General features: G+C 63.1%; 13 protein-coding genes. 1 reads left to right on the top strand and 12 read right to left on the bottom strand.

The genetic code is table 11. The features are described 5' to 3' along the window. Window positions 1–17: 17 nt before the first annotated feature. The 6 genes from HGI47_RS17810 to tssK are packed head-to-tail and all read right to left on the bottom strand — an operon-like array spanning window position 18 to window position 9,612. The gene (locus tag HGI47_RS17810) at window positions 18–2,018 is read right to left on the bottom strand and encodes a serine/threonine-protein kinase (protein WP_168854124.1); all 2,001 of its coding nucleotides are present in this window, start codon (window positions 2,016–2,018) and stop codon (window positions 18–20) included. After that, window positions 2,015–2,767: a PP2C family serine/threonine-protein phosphatase gene (locus HGI47_RS17805; protein ID WP_168854123.1), complete on the bottom strand. Its 753-nt coding sequence runs from the start codon at window positions 2,765–2,767 to the stop codon at window positions 2,015–2,017. The genes HGI47_RS17810 and HGI47_RS17805 overlap by 4 nt, the downstream gene beginning before the upstream one ends. After that, a complete protein-coding gene (tagF, locus tag HGI47_RS17800) occupies window positions 2,764–3,291 on the bottom strand; it encodes a type VI secretion system-associated protein TagF (RefSeq protein WP_168854122.1) in 528 nt (175 codons plus the stop codon). Before tagF ends, HGI47_RS17805 begins: the two co-directional genes overlap by 4 nt. Next, complete coding sequence (gene tssM / locus HGI47_RS17795; RefSeq protein ID WP_168854121.1) at window positions 3,273–6,737, bottom strand: type VI secretion system membrane subunit TssM; 3,465 nt, start codon at window positions 6,735–6,737, stop codon at window positions 3,273–3,275. The genes tagF and tssM overlap by 19 nt, the downstream gene beginning before the upstream one ends. A gap of 18 nt (window positions 6,738–6,755) precedes the next feature. Beyond that, entirely contained in the window at window positions 6,756–8,237 is a 1,482-nt protein-coding gene (gene icmH / locus HGI47_RS17790; protein WP_168854120.1) for a type IVB secretion system protein IcmH/DotU, read from the bottom strand. Window positions 8,238–8,271: 34 nt separating this feature from the next. Then, a complete protein-coding gene (gene tssK / locus HGI47_RS17785) occupies window positions 8,272–9,612 on the bottom strand; it encodes a type VI secretion system baseplate subunit TssK (RefSeq protein WP_168854119.1) in 1,341 nt (446 codons plus the stop codon). Between the two features lie 121 nt (window positions 9,613–9,733). On the opposite strand from tssK, the gene HGI47_RS17780 reads away from it, so the two are divergent. Next, window positions 9,734–11,173 carry a M23 family metallopeptidase gene (locus HGI47_RS17780; RefSeq protein ID WP_168854118.1) on the top strand — a complete coding sequence of 480 codons (1,440 nt, stop codon included), beginning with the start codon at window positions 9,734–9,736 and terminating at the stop codon, window positions 11,171–11,173. Window positions 11,174–11,181: 8 nt separating this feature from the next. Here the strand turns inward: HGI47_RS17780 and HGI47_RS17775 are convergent, their stop codons facing one another. From HGI47_RS17775 to HGI47_RS17755, 6 genes are all read right to left on the bottom strand, one after another. Beyond that, entirely contained in the window at window positions 11,182–12,033 is an 852-nt protein-coding gene (locus HGI47_RS17775; RefSeq protein WP_168854117.1) for a CPBP family intramembrane glutamic endopeptidase, read from the bottom strand. Continuing rightward, window positions 12,011–12,493, bottom strand: coding sequence for a DUF4123 domain-containing protein (locus tag HGI47_RS17770; protein WP_168854116.1), 483 nt, complete (start codon window positions 12,491–12,493; stop codon window positions 12,011–12,013). Before HGI47_RS17770 ends, HGI47_RS17775 begins: the two co-directional genes overlap by 23 nt. A 10-nt stretch (window positions 12,494–12,503) precedes the next feature. Continuing rightward, window positions 12,504–12,959, bottom strand: coding sequence for a PAAR domain-containing protein (locus HGI47_RS17765; protein ID WP_168854115.1), 456 nt, complete (start codon window positions 12,957–12,959; stop codon window positions 12,504–12,506). 45 nt (window positions 12,960–13,004) lie between these two features. Continuing rightward, complete coding sequence (locus tag HGI47_RS22930; RefSeq protein ID WP_255460904.1) at window positions 13,005–13,139, bottom strand: hypothetical protein; 135 nt, start codon at window positions 13,137–13,139, stop codon at window positions 13,005–13,007. Then, window positions 13,139–16,261, bottom strand: a complete 3,123-nt coding sequence (locus HGI47_RS17760) for a CHAT domain-containing protein (protein ID WP_168854114.1) — start codon at window positions 16,259–16,261, stop codon at window positions 13,139–13,141. The genes HGI47_RS22930 and HGI47_RS17760 overlap by 1 nt, the downstream gene beginning before the upstream one ends. Continuing rightward, the coding region (locus HGI47_RS17755) for a DUF342 domain-containing protein (protein WP_168854113.1) at window positions 16,261–19,444 on the bottom strand (3,184 nt) is incomplete at its 5' end. The genes HGI47_RS17755 and HGI47_RS17760, both read right to left, overlap by 1 nt.

Here is a 19,444-nt window from a genome sequence, read left to right as displayed (position 1 = left end):
CAACGCTGTTCCGGCGCTCAGTCTGGTCTGTCGTTGACGGTCTTGTACCACACCGTATCGGCCTGCCAGCCTTTCGACCGCGCCTCGGCAAGGAAGCGCTGCGCCCAATCACCACCTCTAGAACCGGTAGAACCGTTCAGCAGGCTCTGGTCGAACGGCCCCTTGCCATAGAGCAGGAATACACCGGTCCAGCCCGGATGCGTGGTGGTGATCGGAAAGCGATAGACGTCCGGGGAAACCTTTACCGGCTCCAGCGCCGCCCGATCCAAACGGGGTTCGAACGTCATCTGCCCGCTATCTTCCAGCCCGACGACCGCGATATCGCCTGCAACGCCATTCAGATCGATGTTGAGCACGACGGGCGCACCGAGCTTTCCTGCGTCCGGGTCATCGGCAGGAAGCGGCGCAAGTTCCCACTTTACCTGCGGCACAGACAGATGCGACGCGCCCTTCGCCCGGATTTGGCGGAATGCTTCGATCGGGCCACAATCGTTGGGACTGATCTGCGACACATCGCTGAAATCGATGGACGCCGCGCGCAGGCCCTTGGCTGACAGCAGCTTGCCGATCTCGTTCTGTGCTTCGACCGGACGCCCAGCGACGCCCTTCACCGCCAGCGCAACGTCGCTGCCCTGCACCTGCAGGTCGCTGACGTCGAGCCACGAGCATGAAACGGATGCCAGCCCTCCATCAAGCACAGCCTGCGCGGTCTTCAGCGGATCACCCGTCGGCACCGGCGCACCTGCAACCGACGCAGCAGCATTGGGAGTTTCATCTCCACCGCCGGATGACAGCGCATAGCCAAGACCGCCAAGCAGCACCACGGCACCGGCCACACCGGCACCAATCAGCATCTTGCGCTGCTTGCCCTCGTCGCTCGCACCGGTTGTCGCAGGCTTGGGCTTGGGTGGAGCTTTCGCGGCCTTGGGCGGCGGTGGTGGCGGCGCAACGCTGGCAGTTGCCGCACCGGCGCCAAGAGCCGCGATCACGTCTTCCATCGTGCGCAGGCGGTCCGCCGGATTGGGCTTGAGCATCCCTTCCAGAACGGGGCGCACTTGCGCGGGGACCGGCGAAAGGTCTGGCCCAGCACGGCGCTTGTCCACCGCATCGACCAGAGACCCGCCCATATTCACGTCGCGCTTGTTGATCAGCGCAAGGATGGTCAGGCCAAGGCTGTAAACGTCGGTCCAAGATCCCACCTGCCGCCCGAAATCGCCAAGCTGTTCGGGTGCGACATAGTTCAGCTTGCCGGCAAAACCATCGCCAACGATGGTCTGGCTGCCGCCATCAAGATCCTTCGCAATGCCAAAATCGATAACCTTGGCCCGTTCGAGCCTGCCGCCTTCGAGCATAATGTTGTCGGGCGAAATGTCGCGGTGGATCGCGCCCAGCGAATGCGCCACAGCCAGCCCTTCAGCCAGCGTGCGAATCAACGACACCAGTTGCGCCGGGCTTGCCTCTGTCGTCGAAAGCACGTCCGACAGGTTGCGCCCGTCGATGTATTCGGTGACGATGTAGAACACGCCCAACTGCGGTTCCATCGCCAGCGTGCGGTACTGCACCAGCGCCGGATGGCTGAGCCGGGTGAGCGTGCGCGCTTCCTTGCGGAACATCGCCAGCACATTGGGATCGCGGGCAAGGTGTGGCAGGATCACCTTGATCGCAACACGTTCGTCCTCGTTGTTGATGTTGACGCCTTCGAACACCTGCCCCATGCCGCCCCGCGCGATGAAGCGGCGTACCTGGTACATGTGATTGAGCACGTCACCTTCGCGCACCTCGCGCGGTTCGCCCGCGCCGGTTGCGGGGAACGACGTCATCCCCGGAAACTCGGTTTCTGCAAGCGGTGCAGCAGATGTCTGCTGCGGTTCTGGCGCGGACGGTTCCTGCGGCGGACTGCCCCACCCGCTGCCCGTGGCATTTCCAGCGGGCGGTGCCTGTTCCTGCCCCGGCGCTGGCTGCGGATTGAAGACAGTGCGCGGTTCGTCGTCGCTGCCTTGGCCGTTGTTCTCGCTCACGATGACGCTCCGTTCAGGACCAGCAGGGTGGGTTCGGTCACGCTTACCAGCGCGACTGTGATATTGTCCGGCGCTCCACCGGCCAGACTGGCCTCAATCAAATCTTCGCCAGCGGCAATGCCGCGTTCGGTCACGATCCGGGCGATTTCCGCTTCTCCGACAACGCCGTAAAGACCGTCGCTGCACAGCAGGAACAGATCGCGGGTCTGCAATTGATCGCGGATGGCATCGATCTCCAGCGTATCCTGCACGCCGACGGCGCGCGAAAGCACGTGCTTCATCGGATGATCTTCGACATCCGCCGGATCGAGCAGGCCGCGATCGACCATTTCCTGCACTTGGGTGTGATCGCGCGTAAGCTGGATCAACTGGCCATCACGGTGCAGGTAGGCCCTGCTGTCGCCGGCCCAGAGGACCGCGAATTCATCGCCGCGCACCACCAGCGCTACGACTGTCGATCCCATCTGCACCCCGGCTTCCTGTGCATGGCCGAAGATCGCGGTGTTGGCCGAATGGATCGCGTTGGCCACCACGGTGCAAGCGGCATCAAGGGCGTCGGGCACGCGAACCGCACCAACTGCGGCGGCCAGCGCTTCTGACGCCAACTTGCCATTGGTGTGGCCACCCATGCCATCCGCCACCAGCCACACACCCGCTTCAGGATCGGTGAAGTGACTGTCTTCGTTCTGGCTGCGCACTTTGCCCACATGGCTCAGCGCGTTGTCCTCGATGCGGAACGTATTGGTCATGCGGCCATCTCCAGCATCCGCTCGATCACCCCTGTCGGAGTCCTACCTTGATATTCCACCACAGGTCCATCCTCTCCGACCAGCGCCCATGACGCACCTTTCGGCTGCCACGGCAGGCTTTCCGGCGCAAGCGGAGCCTCCACCATGCAATCAGCGTCCCACCCTTCTGCAAAGCCCTGCCCGACCAGCACGAGGCACCCTGCCGAAAGCGAAACTGCCGCAGCGCAATCGGGCGCAGATGCAGCAAATATCAGCGGAAACCGCCGCCCCACCCGGTCTGCCGAAGCGCAAAGTATGCCCCCGCTCCAACCGCCATTGCCATCCTCGTCGACAAAATGCCAGACCGGCGCCGCCTCATAACGCCAGTCGAAAGCGCCTTCCCACACGGCTTGCGCCCTCTCCATCTCTGCGGTCAGCCAGCGGTCTAGCTCGTCACGTACGGAAGTATCCAATCCGCGCGAAACGAAATCACCGTGCGCCGGAAGCTTTCCAAAAAGGTAGCGGATCACAGCACCGTCGGGCATCGGAAGCTCCACAGCCCGCCCCGCCCGAACGGATTACGATCGTTGGGCAGGCTGATCTTGAATACCGCCGTCTGCGCGCCTGAACCGAACGTTGCCAGCACAGCCAGCGGACCGGCGTTCTCCTTGCGCGCGGCATCCATAAGGCGAAACAGCGCCCAAGGGCCTTCGGTTTCCACCCCACCCACTTTCGCCCCGCCAGACATCAGGGCAACCGAAGCGACCGGCAAATTGCCCTGCGGTGACCACGCCAGCGGCTTTTGCGTGCCCAACGAGCCACGTTCGAAATTATAGCGTGTATTGCCGACAACCATTTCCACGGCATCGACGCCCGCACCAAAGGCCTTGGCCTCAACCTTCACATTCAACCCACCCGCCAGAATATCGCGCAGTTGCCGCGCCTTGACGAACTCTTCCGGCGTGGAAGGATTGAGCGTGGCCGTCTGCGGACTTTGTGCGTTCCAGCGCCAGACCGGCCCGGTCAGATCCAGCAGCGGCACGATCCGCCCTTGAATGAAGCTGTCCAGCGTACCGCCGAGGCCAAAGATCCGCTGGACATCAGCCAGCGAAGCGTCGGCCACGGCGGTTCCGACAAAAGGGTAGCGGTCCTGCGTGGCAAGCTGGCAATCGGGAAAGACCGACTGGGCGTAGGCATCGCTAAGCGCACCTTGCGCCGCCGCCGTAGTGGCGGTTGAACCGCCGCTGGTGGCCGCTGCTACGAAGTTCTGCAATTGCGGTGGCGCACCGCCCGCGCTGGTGGCTACGGCCCCCAGTGCCATCGCCATCTGGCTTTGCACCGCGTCAGCCCCCATGCCGCCGCCCGCTAGCTTGGCCGAATTGATCGCCTCGCCCGCTTTCTTGATCGCGCCCACGAAATCATCGATTGGAGCAGGGGCCTTACCGTCACCCACATAGTCGTGAACCGGCTTGAAGTGCGAGGTGATGGCCGTTGCCGCATCAACCTGCGGCCCTGCCGCAGAAGCTGCCGCCGCCTGCGCCAGTTTGCCGAAGCGCGAGGATTCGATCTTGGCATTGGCCATGTCGCCCAAAGCCTTTGCGCCCCCTGCAAAGCTGGTGTTCTTGCGCAGTTCGATCAGCAGCACCTTCAGCGGCGATGGCGATTTGGCGAAAGCGCCCAGAACCGCCGGATCACCGAACAGGTTGCCGGGCGTGGGCAGAGTCGCAACCCGCTCCCATGCCTCGATATAATCGCGGGCATAAAGCGCGGCGACGCCGGGGCGGATTTGTTCGACCTGTGCCTGAACGCCTGCTGTTTCAGCGCCCTCGCCCAAGACCCAAAGATCTTTCTGCAAATCGCCCGCCACAGTCACCAAACCCGGCAGATAGGCCTTTTCGTACCCCTCGCGGGTGTAGAAATAGGGCACTTCCAGCAGCATGACTTCGGCCCCGTTGGCAAAAGCCTGCGCATCGCCCGCAGAAATCGCAGCACTTGCCCGCCACGGTTGCTCGACCCCGGCCAGCGCCTTTTGGCGCAGCACGGCATAGGCGCGATCGGCCAAGCTCAGCGTCTGCAAAGCCGCGCGGGCCGAAGCGATAGCCGTGCCATCGAGCGGAGCCTTGCGCCCGGCCCAATCGGAAGACATGCCCTGATCTTCCAGCAGCGCGGCGAGGTGTTCACTCAGCTCCTTGCGCACCGGTGCCCGGTCTGCACCGGGGAACTGTTCGTTCAGCCAATCGCCCTCTACCCACGATTTGACCGTGCCGGGATCAAGCGGTCCCTGCCCGCCCAGCATCAGGTAAACCTTTAGCGGCTGATAGATCGCCATCGGATCGGCAGAATTGGCCGCCATGTATTGCTCTGCACGCAGCAACAGGCGGGGCAGAAGAATACGACGCAGGCCTGCGCGATAAGCTTCGACCGCCGCATCGGCATGGCTCGACTGGTAAAGACCGAAGCGCTTGAACAGGCCCGGTTCGCCAGCGGCCTGTTCGGCATAACCCTGCGGCAGGGTGCGCAGCGCGCGCAGCGTGATCAACGCCTGTTCAAGATCGGGATCGGTATCGCGCACTTCCACCAGATCGACGCCGGTCTGCTGGATAAGCGTCGCGGCCTGTGCCGATGACTGGCCAAGCGCCGACTGGAACGACCGGTTCTGCCAGAAACTGACGCCCCACAGAGCTACGACGACCGCAGCAGCAGCAGCCACGCCGATCACGCCTGCCGTGGTCCGCGCCTGCTGGCGGCGGCGGGCGGCGGGATCAGCCTCGACCAGCCCTGCTTCTCCAAACACAACTTCGGTCAGCACGCGGTTAAGGAAATAGGTACGGCCCGAACCGCCAGAGGCGCGCGTTGCGCTCTGATAGCTTTCGGCAACGCCTGCCAGAATGCGGTCAAGTGGTGCGCCCTGCTGGACGCCGCTGGTGAAATAGAACCCGCGCAACGTGCCCGCAGGCTGATCGCCCGAAAGAAACGCGCCATCGATAAAGCGCGCCATGCGGTTGCGCAACGCACCCAGTTGCGCCGGGAAACCGAGGATCAGGCTGCGCCGGGCTTGGTCCACTTCCTCGAACAGGCGCTTGGCCTGCCGGGCCTGCTGCGCCGCAATCACGGCGTCGAAAGCGCCAACCACATCGTCGCTGGTGGGTTTTTTCACCTCGACCGGAAGAGTAGCACCGAGAACGGCACGGCGGCCTTCCACGTCGAGATCATCGTAAAATTCGCTGAAACCCGCGATCAGATCGGCCTTGGTCAGCAGCAGATAGACCGGCACCGAAACTTCCAACGTCGACCGCACTTCTGTCAAACGGCGGCGCACCAGCGCGGCGTGGCGATCCAGCCCCGCACGGTCTGCCTGCAGCAGTTCGTCCACTCCAATCGCCACAATCACACCATTTACCGGCGAGAGCGGGCGGTGCCGTTTCATCAAACTGAGAAAGCTAGTCCAGCCCTTGGCATCTGCGGCCTGATCCGAATCCTGCGTGGTGTAGCGGCCCGCCGTATCGACCATCACGGCTTCATCAGCGAACCAGAAATCCAGATTGCGCGTGCCGCCAACGCCCTTGAACGATTGGTCGGACAGCGGGAAGCGCAGGCCGGAATTGAGCAGCGCGGTGGTCTTACCCGCTCCCGGCGGGCCGATGATCACGTACCACGGGCGGTTATAAAGATAATCACGCCGGTTGCCCGAACCGGAACGCAGCGAGGCCAGCGCCTCTGCCATGCGCGCCGCAACGGCCTGCCCTTCGGCATCGCCCGGTGCCGGAGCGGAAAGCTCCGCCGCAATCGCCGCTGCGGCCTTGCGCGCCTTGCGCACGCGCTGCCAGCCCAGCACGCACCACGGAACCACAATAACCGCCAGTAGCAACAGCCGCACCCACCAGGGCGACAACATACGCACGAAAATCGGCAGGCCGATGCAGAACACCAGCACGAGGAATAGCACGACCAGGCCACTCAAGACCCACCAGTTGCCGAAAAACTTCTTCACAGGCGTCGCCTCTTTCGATTAGCGCTGACGCGGAATGATGACTTCGACACGGCGGTTAAGCGCCTTGCCTTCGGCGGAGCCATTATCGGCAATCGGACGGCTGTCGCCAAATCCTTGCACCGAAATGCGCCCCGGATTGGTCAGAACCGAGCCAAGAATGCCGGCCACGGCCTGCGCGCGCGCCTGCGAAAGCGCGGTATTATCGGGGAAGGCCAGACCACTGATCTGGTCGGAGTCCGAATGCCCCTCAACCGTCACCTGCCCCGGTTCGGCCTCTACCGCGCGGCCAATACGTTCGAACAGATCGGCGCGGCCCGGTTCAAGCTGGTCGGAGCCGGACTCGAACAACTGGCCGACCGTCGTGCGCACGCGCACGGTACTGCCGTCTTCTTCGACCACAACGAGGTTCTGGCGTACTTCAGGTTCAAGGAACTTGCGCATCCTGATCAACTGGTCGCTTTCCGCAGCGGGCGGGGGAGCCGCCCCCATGCGCGAGAGACGCAGGTTCTCTTGCGGCATCAATGCCTTCGCGCTTTTCAACGAGTCCGATCCCGCCGTCATCAGCAGCAGCCGCAGCACGATGTAGATCGCCAGCAAAACCGCCAGTGCAGCAGCCGCAGCGAGCGCGATCTTGCTCCAGGGGCTGATCTTGCGCAGTGGCGCATCGGCTCCACGCCACATCGGCGCGATTTCCATCTGCGAAAGCGAGCGGGGGTGTTCCAGCGCGCCATAGAGGCTCGTCAGGATCTGTTGCAGACGTGCCTTGCCATCAGGCATCACGCGGAAGCGACCTTCGAACCCCGCAGCAAGGCAATCGGCGTAGAGCTCTATCAGTTCGGCATTCTGGCCGGGCCGGGCGAGCAGATCGTCGACCAGTTGCCAGAAACGATCGCCCCCGATGTTCTCGCGGAAGAAGCTGACGACAAGGCTGCGCCGCGCCCATTCCGCGCCATCGCCGCCCACACCCGGCAGGTTTTGGGCAATATCGTCAATCGTCGCGCAGATGGCATAGCGGGCGCGCATTCGCGTTTCTTCGGGATAAAGCGGCGCAATCGCCCGGTCATAGGCGGCAACTGCCTCCATCGCTTCGCGGTGAAAATCGGGCAAAGCAATCCGCGCACGGCCAGATCGCACCGAAGCGGCCAGCGCCAGCACGGTGCCCGCCTCTATCACTAGTGGACTGCGCGTATCGCGCGGCCGTGAAGGGACGGGAATGTCATCGTCATTGAGACGGCGATCTCCGCCCATCGTCGGCTGCGGTGCGGCGAAAGACGGCGGCGGTTCACCAAATCCGGCGGGCGGAGCGCCAAAACCGGACGGCTGTGCTTGCGGCGGCATTGGCGACTGTGCCATCGGTGGCGGCGCGCCCCATGCCCCCCCACCAACCGGCGGTTGCGTTGTGGGCGAAGGCTGCGCCGGTGCGCCGCCGCGCATCCCGGCAAGCGGCGATGGCCGAAAGACCGTGCGATTGCCGTTGTCGGAAGAACCATCTCCGCTCATGCCAAACGCTCCATCGACCAAGCCCGCGCCACGCTCACCGCGCCGCCCTCTTCACGCACCACAGTTCCATCCGCAACTGCGGCCAGTCGCCCGCAACATGCAAGCCGAGCGCAGTAGCGGTGGCGAAATCGCGCCAGTCGCCCACACCGCGATCCAGTTCAAAATAGACGAAGCCCGGCAACACGCGAAGCTGCGAAGGCGGCGTCGGCGTGTGCCGCAAAGGCACACCCGGCAGCGCGGAATCGACGATCTGGCGCATCTTTTCGACCGCGCCGATCTTGGCCACAGCCGGGAACATCTGCCGCACTTCGTCAACCGAAGCCGCAGCGCGCACGGCAAGGTAGAAATAGCCATGCTGGTAAAGATTGCGGTCGGTAATCGTTGACGTCCACGCCCCCGGCCCCATAGGTTCAAGCGGTAATTGCACCGCCGACCGATCAAACACAGCCGAAAGCATCGACTGCAACAGATCGAACAGCGGTTCGAACGTGCCGCGCAGGTTCTCATGCTCATAGGCCGGCAGCGGTGGAGCCTTCCGCTCCGGCTTGACCAGCGTGGCAATTTCGCCAGCAAGGCTGGCCAGTTCCTGATACATCCGTTCAGGGTGAACCATCGGCAGCGCCTCCAGATGGCGCAGCACCGGAATCCAACGATTGAGCGCCTGCAACAGCAGGAAGCTGGCAAAAGTTTCGGCCCCGCCGTCAGTCGCCTCTACCGCGCGAAGCGCCAGTTCGTCCGCGCGCTGTTCGCACCGCCCCAGAATATCCACCAGTCCGTGCCGCAATGGACGCGAGCCACGGATGTCGAGCAACGGCGGAATATATCGGTCATCAAACATGACCTTCTTGCCCTGCATTTCACGAATCTGGCCCAGCCCGCACAGGATACGGCCATATGTCTGATCGCGCGTCACGCCGAGCCGCAGGTTGGGCCGCGCCACCTCAATCGGTTCCTGACTGCGATCCTGCGAAAAGCAGTCGGCAATCTCGCTTTCTTCCACCAGAAAGCGAATGTCTGGCCCGGCCCCGTCCGCCTCATCAAACTCCTGCGCGCCAGCCTGTGCTGCGGGCAACGTCAGATAGACAATCGCATCGCGCGTATCGACCGGCACATCAAGCGGCGGCGGCGGCGCCATGTCATCGGGGATGGAGAACGGCGTGCCATCAGGCATGACGCCTTTGGCACGCACCAGCGTGAACTTGCCGATTGCTGCAAGATCCTCGTCAACCTCAACCTCGGTCAACCCCCACGGATAAGGGCGCAGCGAATCCGAACGAGCGCGCAACTGCCACAACAGCGCACGATCGGCCTGCTGGAAGTGCTGTGGCCGAAGAAATTGCCCTTCACGCCAGGCTACACGACTTCCGAACGACATCCGCTCCCCCGATAATCAGCAGATTACTGTTAAGCACACCTTCACCCTTCGCAAAAGCGTGGTTATAGCCAGACACGAATATTTCACGGCGACTGCTCCCGCTTCTGAGGCGAGATTTGCGATGGACGAAGATTCTTTCGATCCGAAACAATGGGTCGCCGGTAATGGGCGGCATTCCCCCCCTCCTGTTCAGAAACAGGAATCGGGCGAAGGCATCGGTGCGTTCTGGCGCGAAGTTGCCGAGCCGCAGCACACTGCCCCGAATGCTGCCCCTTCTCATACCACACACACCGATACCGGGCACAAAAGCACCGCTCAGCGCCCTGCGCCGCACCGCCGCCTTGCATTTGCCATCGCCGGTTCGGTGCTTGTCCTTGGTGCAGGTGCGATAAGCGCTTGGCTGACAGCGGTAGACCCGATCATTGCGCCATCGGCCAGCCCCTCTGCCGCAAGCGCCGCGCCCAGCAATGCGCAGGAGCGCGCGATCAATCTCGCCGGACCGGGCCAACTTGCCGGCGCGCTGATCGAAGCGGGCGTGCGTGCGGACGATGCGTCTGCCGCCGCTGCGGCTGCAGCGCCGCATCTGGCCAGCGTGGGCGAAATTCACGCGATCATTGTCCTGCTGCCGGGCGAAGGTGGCGCATTGTTGCAGCAGTTGCGCGCCGTCCACATCAACGGTTCGGGCGTGATCCTTGCCCGCGCGGCAGACGGCACGTTCTCCGTCACCCCGCTCGCCGCCGATGTCAGCCGCAAGATCGAGGTTCTGCGCGGCGAGATCGACAGCGAGAGTTTCTATACGTCGGCGGTATCCGCTGGATTGATCGACACGTTGATCCCCGATTTCATCAACGCCTTCTCGTATGACTTCAACCTCGCCTCCGAAGTCAGCCCCGGCGACGTATTCGAAGTCGCCTACGATCAGGAAGTCAACGCCGATGGAGAGCCGGTGGGCCAGCCCAAGCTGCTCTACGCGCAGTTGACTACACCCAAAAAGAGCCTCGCGCTCTATCGTTTCCAACCACCCGGCGAAGATGCGGGATGGTTCGATGGCAATGGTGCGACCACAAAGCGTGGTCTGATGCGCACCCCTGTGGACGGCGCGCGCATCACATCCAAGTTCGGAATGCGCTTCCACCCCGTGCTGCACTACAACAAGCTGCACGGCGGGACTGATTTTGCCGCCCCCACCGGTACGCCGATCTATGCTGCTGCCGATGGCACGATCGAATTTGCCGCCATGAAAGGCGCTAACGGCAACCTCACCATCCTGCGCCACGACAACGGCTGGCAAACCTATTATCTGCACCAGAACGTCTTTGCCCCCGGCATCGCAGCAGGCGTGCGCGTAACGCAGGGCCAGCGCATCGGTGATGTCGGCACAACGGGGCGCTCCACCGGGCCGCACCTGCATTACGAGGTCCATATCGATGGCGAACGGGTTGACCCGCTCAGCATTCCCGTGGACGAGGCGAGCCGAAAGCGCATGGAAGGCACGGCGCTGCAAGCCTTCCTCAAAGAGCGCGACCGGATCGACATGGCGCGAAGCCAGCGCACGCTCTAAAACCCTGTTCAGGCTGGCACGCCAGCGGGCGCAGGACGGCGGCCCACCAGCAACGGCAGAATCGCGGCGATTATCACCAACACCGCTCCCAAACTGGCGTTCAAGCCTTCCTCGTTACCGCCCCACAGCGGATTGCCGACAAGATCGAAGTCCATGATCGATCCTAGCAGTTCGTTGCCGGGGTTAGGCACCAGACCAAAGATGGAATCCTCGGTAACGTTCCACGCCGCATGGGCAGCAATCGGTGCCAGAACGCCCCCACTGCGCAGAGCCAGCAGGCCAAACAGCACGCCAGCCAGCGTAATGAACGTCAGCGTCAATGGCTGACGCGCGCCGCCTACCAGATGGAAGCCCGCGAACAGCACCGCACCGCCCAGAACGCCTGCGATCTGCCCCAACCGTTCCGACACGGCGTTCTGCAACCAGCCTCGGAACAGCACTTCCTCCATCGTCGATTGCACCAACGTCAGCGCAACGCCCATCATCACCAGTCCGGTCAGCCCAGTTGCCGCGCTGCCGGTGATGGCCGTGCCGTTCAGCCAGCTCATTCCCAGCGCGACGCTCAAACCCGCCGCTCCGATAACCAGTCCGGCCAAAGCCCAGCGCAGCGGATGTTTGCCGGTTGCCAGCACTTTGGTGCCGCCGATCCACCCGGCCAGCAGCGCGATTGGCAGCAGCGGCACATAAATCGTCAGCGTATAAGCGGCATAGACGCCCGGCATTGCTTCGCCCCCGAAGATATCCGGGGCGAACGTGACAACGATCAGCACCCAGCTCCACGAAGCCAGCAGCCCCACACCAATTGCGAGCCACCCCCGCCAGACAGGGGTTCCTGCTTCAGCCAATCCGGTTTGCGCCATCGAACAGCCCTCCCTCGACCAGCCGGTAATGATGCATCGCCGTGCCGCCCGCACTTTCCACCGAGAACTGTTGCACGCCATCGAACCACGGCGCACGCTCTTCCGGCGTGGCAGCGCGGATATAGGTGTTGAACACGCGCGGGTCGTAGTATCGGAACAGCACGATCATGCCATCGGGCAGCTTGGCCTGCAAGAAACGGCGCAAGTGGCGATGCAGCCGTTCCATCGGCATATCGGTGAGGATCATCAGCCCCCAGCTCGCCCCGTGTCCATGCTGCTGCCACACGCCAAGCAGAGGTTCTGCAGAATCGATGCGCACCAGCCAGGGCGATGCCCCCAGCAATTGCGGATCGAGATTGCGTCCTTTGAACAGGCACAGATGATCGCGACAGGAGCGAACAAGATCGACAAGACGCGGGTCTTGCGCGCAATCGATAACGGCATACCAGGCAGCAGTCATTGGCCTGAGCCTACCCGATCTGCGCTTTGCTGCACTGTTCGCAGAACGGCAGACCTTCCTTGGCAGCGTTGATCATGGCCTTGGCCATATCCGCAGGCGCGGTGCCATCGCCTTCCAGCCCTATCGGAAGATTGACCAGTGCCTGCGTCAATCCACCAAGGCTGGCGCTGCCTGCGTCCCCGATCAGCACCGTGGGCAATCCTACCACAATCACGCCGCCATGCGCGGTCATGTCGCCCATGCGGGCGGCCGGGCTGCCTTGCACCAGAACGGTGAATGCTCCCAACGCGATAACATCGGGTGGTCCTACGCAGACCGCCTTGTCGCCAATGCGTGCTTGCGGAAGGTTGCCCGTCAGCACCCTTATCGCGGCAGGCGGCAGTATTGGCCCACCCACATGCGGCACCGTGCCCGAAACCATCGGACACGTGTGCATATCGGTGATGCGCGCAGCAGGTTTACCCATAGCTTCGATCCTTGACCGCAACCCCCGCGATTGTCGTGCGGAAGATCACATCCACACGCCGATATTCGCAGAGCGGCCACAGCCTACCGGGCTTTGCGGCAGCAGGATAGCAGGCAGATGAGCGATTGCCGCGACTTTGAAGCGGTCCCAGCGCCGGGCGAACCCGGCGCTGCCCGTCATCAACGCGAACTCGCCGTGCCGACTTCGGCCATCGCAACAGAAGGCACTGCTTGCTGATCTACCGCCATCTTTGCAGCGCCGCTCAACAAGGGCTTCTGCGCATCACCGATCAGCACGAAAGCGCCCCAATAAAGCGGGTGCGAACTGTCACGGCTCGACATCAGCGAAACCTGCGCCTTCTGCAACGCTCCGCCAATCGTGCCCTCACGGGCATTTCCATAGAAATCCGTGATCAGTTGCACGCTCTCACCGGCGTCCGAAATGGGCCAATAGGTGGAAAGCACGGCCTGTGCACGAGCTGCCAAGAACGCGCGAACCAAACCGTCAAGCGAGGCTCCAACCTGCTCCTGTCCTGCCGCACGCGCCGCCGTGCTGGTCACGCCTGCCGATGTGTCACAAGCAGAAAGCACCACAAGGTTGGCATCAAGCCGCAGTTGCGCCACTTCATCAAACGACAGGATGCCGTCCGAATTGGCCTCGCCCACGCTGGTCACCAGCGCTGGCGGAGCCTTCGAGCAGGCCCACTGGCCTTCGGTCAGCCCGTGCGTGGCAAAGTGCAGCACCTGGAACTGGTCAAGATCGGTGCGGCTGCGCACGTTGGTATCGGTGAATTCAGCCCCGATCACTTCGGGCGCATTGGGCACGCCCAGCGCCGCGCTGGCTTCTTTCAATTCGATCGCATCGATTGGCTGCACCATGCGGCTGAGTTCGGCCACCTTTGACAGCTCGACCTCGCAATTGGTGCCAATGCTGACCATCGTCCCGCCAACATTGGCCTCAAGCGGCATCGGCTGATGCTGCGCAAAACCGATGAACGGATAAGGCGCCTTCGACGGTGCCAGATTGCGCGAAACGATCAGCGAACGCGGCGAAAGCGCGGTCGACAACGACATCTTGCGGGCAAGGAAGCCAACGCCGGTGTAGTTGTAAGGATCCTTGCGACGCGATTTGGCAAATGCCGCAGTCGAAGCGTCATCTGTCACCAGCACGCCCACCGGCAGCGTGTCGAGCACCCCAGACCCGTCTATCACCATCGATGAATAGCCGCTGATACGGCTTGCCGCCGGCCCCATGAGCAGCTTGTAGAGCGCGTTGGCCCCAGCCACCGAGAAGATCGGAACCTTGTCATCACCACCGGTAATGGTGGTGCGCACGGACTTGATCAGCGGATCGACTTCCACCGCAGGCCGCGCCACGCGGTAGATGCGCGTCCCATCCGCATCGATCAGCGCGCCGAAGATGTAACCACCGACCTTGCTTAGCTTGAGGTAACCCTCGCCCGGCTTCAGCACTGCGCGAATTTCACCGACAGAAGCGGGCGTATCAACGACCTGCCGGAACGAACCGTTCGCGGCCAGTTCGTTCTGCAATGCAAAAGACCGGCTTTCCAGTTCGGTGCGCCGCGCCTCAAGCGCCTGAATCTTGGCAGAGTCCCCGCCCGAAGCGATTTCAAACCGCAGCTTGTTGATTTCGCGTTCAACTTCCTGACGGTCCTGCACTTTGGCGGCAAGCGCCGGGTCGGACGCAATAAGCGATTGCAATTGCACGAACTGCCGGGCGATTGCCGGCGTTGCCGCTGCCTGCAAAGCGCGGAAGAAGCGTTCGGGCGAAGTGCCATCAGGCCGCCGTGCCGCATCGTTGACCAGGGCATCCAGATAGCTGCGCGTTTGCGTGGGCAGGCCGCCCGTATCGGCATCTGCCGAAATCAGGCTGGTCACCGCCTCATCGAATTGTGCCAGCACTTCCTCACTCGAAGCGCCCCCGCCCGAAAGCACGGCAGCGCGTTCAAGCTGGACTTGGGCCAAGGCAGGACCGTTATCGCCCGCGTCCTCGGCTAGTCGCAAATAACCGATGGCCTTGTCGAGCGAAGCCAGCGCACCGGTACGATCACCCCCGCGCAATTGCATACGCGCGCGCTGGCGTTCGATACGCGCCGCAAGCCACAGCAATTGCTGCTGCGGAATCGGCTGTCGGCGCAAGGCATCAAAACTTGCATCGGCCAGACCAAGCGCTGCCGCCGCTTCTTCAGGCCGGTTCTGGCCGAGCAACGCCACGCTGCGCGCCCATGCCGCCTGCGCATCGATCACCAACTGGGTACGTGTGCGGTTGTCCCATGCCGATGCCAATGCCGATCCGGGGCTGCCCGTGGCCGGGGCTTCGTTCAACGCCTGTACCTTACGCGTATCGAGCAGAGGCTGGTCTTCCGAAGCAGCAGTCATGCTGCCAATATCGAGCGCCGATGCCGCAACCGTGAACTCGCGTTTGTTGATCAGATGCAGCGCCGCATAGTTGCGGCTCTTCATCTGCAATACGTCTGCTCCGGGAATACCGGCGTTCTGGGCCAGAAGCCCATTGGCGCGGCCAAAGTAATCATCGGCGGATTCAAAGAAGCGCAAGTTGGAATCTGCAAGCCCGGCCAGCAGAAGCAGGTCGATCCGCGTGGCAGGGGCGGCATCAGCCGGCAAACGCGCCAGCGCGTCACTGACGATGCGCGCGGCATCAAGATGAAGGCCCTGCCGCACAAGCCGCAAGCCCTGCTGCAATGCATCTTCGGCGTTGGCCACCGCGCCAGCCGTAGTGCTCTGCACCGCAGGCGAGGGGGCAAGCACGCCCACTTCCACCGCAGCGGTCGTTTTGCGGGCACGATCCTGATTGGGCGCAGCCGCGCCGGAAATGAAGCGCAACGCCTCTTCCGCCGGACCTTGTGCCAACGGCACCGCACTCGACGTATAGATCCGGCCATCGCGTGCAAACCGGGTTTCGATCGTTTCCTGCCCCAGCAGTTTGTCAAAGCAGCGCCGTGCCGTGGCAGCACCGATACCAGGGATCGTCACTGCCATGCCCGGCCCACAATCCAGCAAACTATCGACCGGTGCGATGGCTGCTTCGCGGACCGAACGGACGATGCCGAGGAAGCGGTTCGCGCTCGAACCACGGCAGGTAAAGGTATAGCTACCCTTGAACGCATCTTCCTTCCAGAAGGGCGTGGCCACGCAGGGATCGCCGGGACCGGTACGGCCAAGTTCAAGCTGGTCAGGCAATTCCGCGGGCTTGGCAGCAGCCGGTGATGCGGAAACCGCAAGCGCCATCACAGACAGCGAGGCGAGGAACGCGCGCTTCATCAGTTGCCACCCTTCTTCTGTTCTTCGCAAACCCCGTTCGGGTCGCTGCATTCGATTGGAGTCATCGGAAGTTCACCCAGCCCGAACGAGCCAACGTCGTCGAACAGGGCATCGTTATTGGTGCCGACCAGCGGATCGAACGGCACCTGGAAGTCTGGCTTCACGGTGAAGATCGTGGTTCGGATATTGTCGAGGGCATTCAACGAAGGCGTCAGGTTCTGCACCGATTGGCAGTTACCGCCACCGATGACGCAACCGTTGATGCGCGATGCGCTCACATTGTCATAGTGCGCCAGCGGCGGGTTGCCGAGCAGCGCAGTGGCCGCGTTGATGATGCCATTGATCGACCCGAACGCCGCGAACACCGGCTGCGTCGAAGTGTTGGCGATATCCAGCGCAATCGCAGTGGCATTGCCGTTGCCCAAGGCAACGCCCGTGCCCACCAAACTGGTTCCCGTGTTCTGGAACATGGCAAACCCGCTGAAGGTAACCTTCATCGATCCCACATCGATCATCGTTTCATTCGTGATCGCGGTCGGGCTGTAGAGCTTGCTGCCGGGGTTGATGTTCATCGCAAAGGCCGCATCGCGCGAACCCGTGCTCGATGCGCTTCCGGTCACCGCCGAAAGATCGGCGGCAAAGTCGTCAGCGCCCGAAACGATGTTGGCCGCCGACAGTTCAAGCACACCGCCATCGCTGGCGATCGATCCGCCCTTGGTGGTGGACACCTGAATGATCGTCGTCCCGCTGCTACCCAGCTTGAGCGTGGTATCACCATCGAACACGACACGCCCGGTCACGTCGACCCGCTTGGCCGAAGTCGGTACGACCACCGTCTTGGGCACACTGAACGCGACGCCGCCAATTTCGACATTGTGCGCAGCATCGGAGCCGAGCGTAAGCGTATTGCTGGCCTTGAGGCGGGCAGCTTCGGCACGCGACAGGGCGAAATCGGCTGCCGTGGTGGTCACGCCATCGCCAATAGCCAGTTTGCCGCTTGCCGCGCCAGAATTGAACACGGTGATCGTCTTGGCTGTAACATCCGCGCCGATCGTCGCATTGCTGGCCTTGAGATTGACCGCGTTGCCCGCCTTTACGGTATCGTTCAGCGTGATCGCCCCGACCGCAGTGATCGCGGCATCGGTCACGACATCGATTGCGCCGCGCGCTTCGAACGCTCCACCGGCATTCGCCGCAAGCGATGCACCAAGGACCGACCCGACCAGCGTGTCGGTGCCCGATGTCAGCGATACTGCCGATTGCTTGGCCGAACCACCGTTCAGCGTAGCACCGGCAAGGGCAATGCCCGTCTTGGCATTCAGCGTCAGCGTTTCGGCACCGGTCACCGTACCATCGCTGTTTGCGGTCAGCGTCAGGCCGTTCGCGCCCTGCTGGATCGCACCACCGCTGCTGATCAGGCTAACCGCACCCTTCGCGGACTGCGATTGGCCAGCCGACTTGCCCAGCGTGATCACGCCGGTCGTAGCCACTGTGTAGTCGCGACCGGCAGAGACTGTGCCGAGCGTCGCGGTTGTACCGGTCACGCTCGTATCCAGCCCGGACGTGGCGCTACCGATATCGGTCGCGCCGGCCTTCACAGTGATCGACCCTGCCGTCGCGGTAACCGTAGCGGCAGTGAAGGATGCAGCAGAGCCATCAATCGCGCCCCCTACCTGCACATCCTGCCCCGCCAAAAGCGTGCCCGCCGTGACCGCCCCCGGTGTGGAGACCGTGATCAGGCTGCCGGTGCCAAGCGCCCGCACCGTGTCGAGCGTGACCGCACCGCCTGCCGTAACGCCTGCGTTGTTGGCTGTCTCGATCAGGCCGTTGGCGGTAAAGGTCGTGCCCGCGGTGGCAGCGAGCGCCGTGGCATTGACCTTGTCGACTGTGGTCGCACCGGTCGATTTGAGCGTAACCAGCGATTGCTTGTTGGCACCGCCATTTACCGTCGCCCCGCCAAGCGCAATCTCGGACGCGATAAGCGATACCACCTCGCCCAGGCTATCGTCGCTGTTCCCAGTCAGTTGCAGGCCGTTAACGCCTTGCTGGATCTTGCCCGACGAAGATGTCAGGCTAACGGCGCCCTTGGCTTGCTGCGTCAGCAGACCAGCCTTGCCCAGCGTGATATCGCCCGTGGTGCTGACGGTATAGTTGCCGCCGGCAGAAACCGTTCCGAGCTTGGCCGTCGTACCCGAAACCGTAGTGTCGGTGCCCGATACCGCCGCGTCGATGTCGGTCGCACCCGCCTTGACAGAAATTGCGCCTGCGGTTGCGGTAACGGTGGGCGCGGTAAACGATGCGGCGTTGCCGCCGCCCGTGCCACCAACTGTCACGCCACGCGCCGCGACCAACGAAACCGCAGTAACCGCGCCCGGTGCGGTCACCGTGATATCGTGGCCGGCACCTTCGGCGGCGACCGTATCGAGCGTTACAGCCCCGCCTGCAGTGATCGCTGTGTTACCGGCAGCGGTGATCGCCTTGCGCGCAGTGAAGTTCGTTCCGGCATTGGCCGTAAAGGCGGCAGAATTGACCGTGCCAAGCGTGGTGTCCGCCCCCGAAGTGGTCGAAACGGCCGACTGCTTGTTTGTCCCGCCGAACAGAACAGTATTGCCCAGCGCAATGGCATTGCCCGCATCAAGCGTAAGCGTCTCTGCACCCGTTCCATCATCGTTGGAGGTCAGCGTAACGCCTGTCGTGCCTTCGCTGATTGATCCGGTGGCGCTGTCGATCAGAACCGCACCGCCCGCCGTCTGCGTCTTCGCCCCCGCACGGCCTAGTTCGATGTTGCCATCGGCCAGTGCCGAATAGCTCGTGCCCGCATCGACATTGCCGACTGCAATCGTGCCGCCTGCAACCGTAGCGTCCAGCGTGGTGCTGGTGCCAGACGTTGCCGAAGCGACGTTGATCGCGCCCGCCTTCACGCTGATCGCGCCCGCCGTGGCCGTGATCGCCGCACCCGTCGTGCCGCCAATCGCCGCCAGCGATGCCGCATGGCCCGCGCCGACGCCCTTGACGGTCACGTTGCCGCCCGCCGTCAGCGTATTGGCCTGAACCGCGCCCGCGCTGGTTACAGTGATATCGCCAGTCGCATCGACCACCTTGGCCGCAACCGAACCTGCCGTGATGCTGGCATCGCCGTTCGCATCAACCAGATCGGCGGTGAACGCGCCACCCGCCGTGCTG

Origin of the sequence: Novosphingobium sp. ERN07 (genome assembly GCF_012641335.1) — a bacterium.
Lineage (GTDB): Bacteria > Pseudomonadota > Alphaproteobacteria > Sphingomonadales > Sphingomonadaceae > Novosphingobium.
The sequence above is the reverse complement of the archived record's forward strand: the minus strand, read 5'-3'. Positions and strand labels throughout refer to the sequence as shown.

Coding starts and splice junctions, on each gene's coding strand:
- HGI47_RS17805 (WP_168854123.1), bottom strand. CDS start 2,767: ATGACCAATACGTTCCGCATCGAGGACAACGCGCTGAGCCATGTGGGC.
- tagF (WP_168854122.1), bottom strand. CDS start 3,291: ATGCCCGACGGTGCTGTGATCCGCTACCTTTTTGGAAAGCTTCCGGCG.
- icmH (WP_168854120.1), bottom strand. CDS start 8,237: ATGAGCGGAGATGGTTCTTCCGACAACGGCAATCGCACGGTCTTTCGG.
- tssK (WP_168854119.1), bottom strand. CDS start 9,612: ATGTCGTTCGGAAGTCGTGTAGCCTGGCGTGAAGGGCAATTTCTTCGG.
- HGI47_RS17780 (WP_168854118.1), top strand. CDS start 9,734: ATGGACGAAGATTCTTTCGATCCGAAACAATGGGTCGCCGGTAATGGG.
- HGI47_RS17775 (WP_168854117.1), bottom strand. CDS start 12,033: ATGGCGCAAACCGGATTGGCTGAAGCAGGAACCCCTGTCTGGCGGGGG.
- HGI47_RS17770 (WP_168854116.1), bottom strand. CDS start 12,493: ATGACTGCTGCCTGGTATGCCGTTATCGATTGCGCGCAAGACCCGCGT.
- HGI47_RS17765 (WP_168854115.1), bottom strand. CDS start 12,959: ATGGGTAAACCTGCTGCGCGCATCACCGATATGCACACGTGTCCGATG.
- HGI47_RS22930 (WP_255460904.1), bottom strand. CDS start 13,139: ATGACGGGCAGCGCCGGGTTCGCCCGGCGCTGGGACCGCTTCAAAGTC.
- HGI47_RS17760 (WP_168854114.1), bottom strand. CDS start 16,261: ATGAAGCGCGCGTTCCTCGCCTCGCTGTCTGTGATGGCGCTTGCGGTT.